The sequence below is a fragment of the Bacillus sp. OTU530 genome (assembly GCF_038440375.1).
The window spans coordinates 1-219 of record NZ_JASATP010000196.1 but is presented as its reverse complement, the minus strand read 5'-3'; the positions used below and the strand labels follow the sequence as shown (position 1 = coordinate 219).

1 protein-coding gene is annotated in these 219 nt (G+C 47.0%); it reads left to right on the top strand.

The window, feature by feature from the left end; genetic code table 11:
* Nucleotides 1–28: 28 nt before the first annotated feature.
* Nucleotides 29–219, top strand: a 191-nt coding sequence (locus AAHB12_RS31600; RefSeq protein ID WP_342048974.1) for an SH3 domain-containing protein, incomplete at its 3' end; no start/stop codon positions are given.

Below are 219 nucleotides of genomic sequence, written 5' to 3'. Positions count from 1 at the left end.
GGGTGCACAATATGGAGTACTAGGAAGCGTGAAGCTCGGACAAAAGCTTGAAGTATCCAATGAACAAAACGGATTCTTCCAAATTAGCTATAATGGACAAACTGGCTATGTTGCAAAAGCATATCTTTCTGAAACACCGGTAGCAGCTGCAGCTCCTGCGGCGCCAACAACGCAAAGCCTTTATGTAGACACGGCTTCCTTAAACGTCCGTAGCGGAGC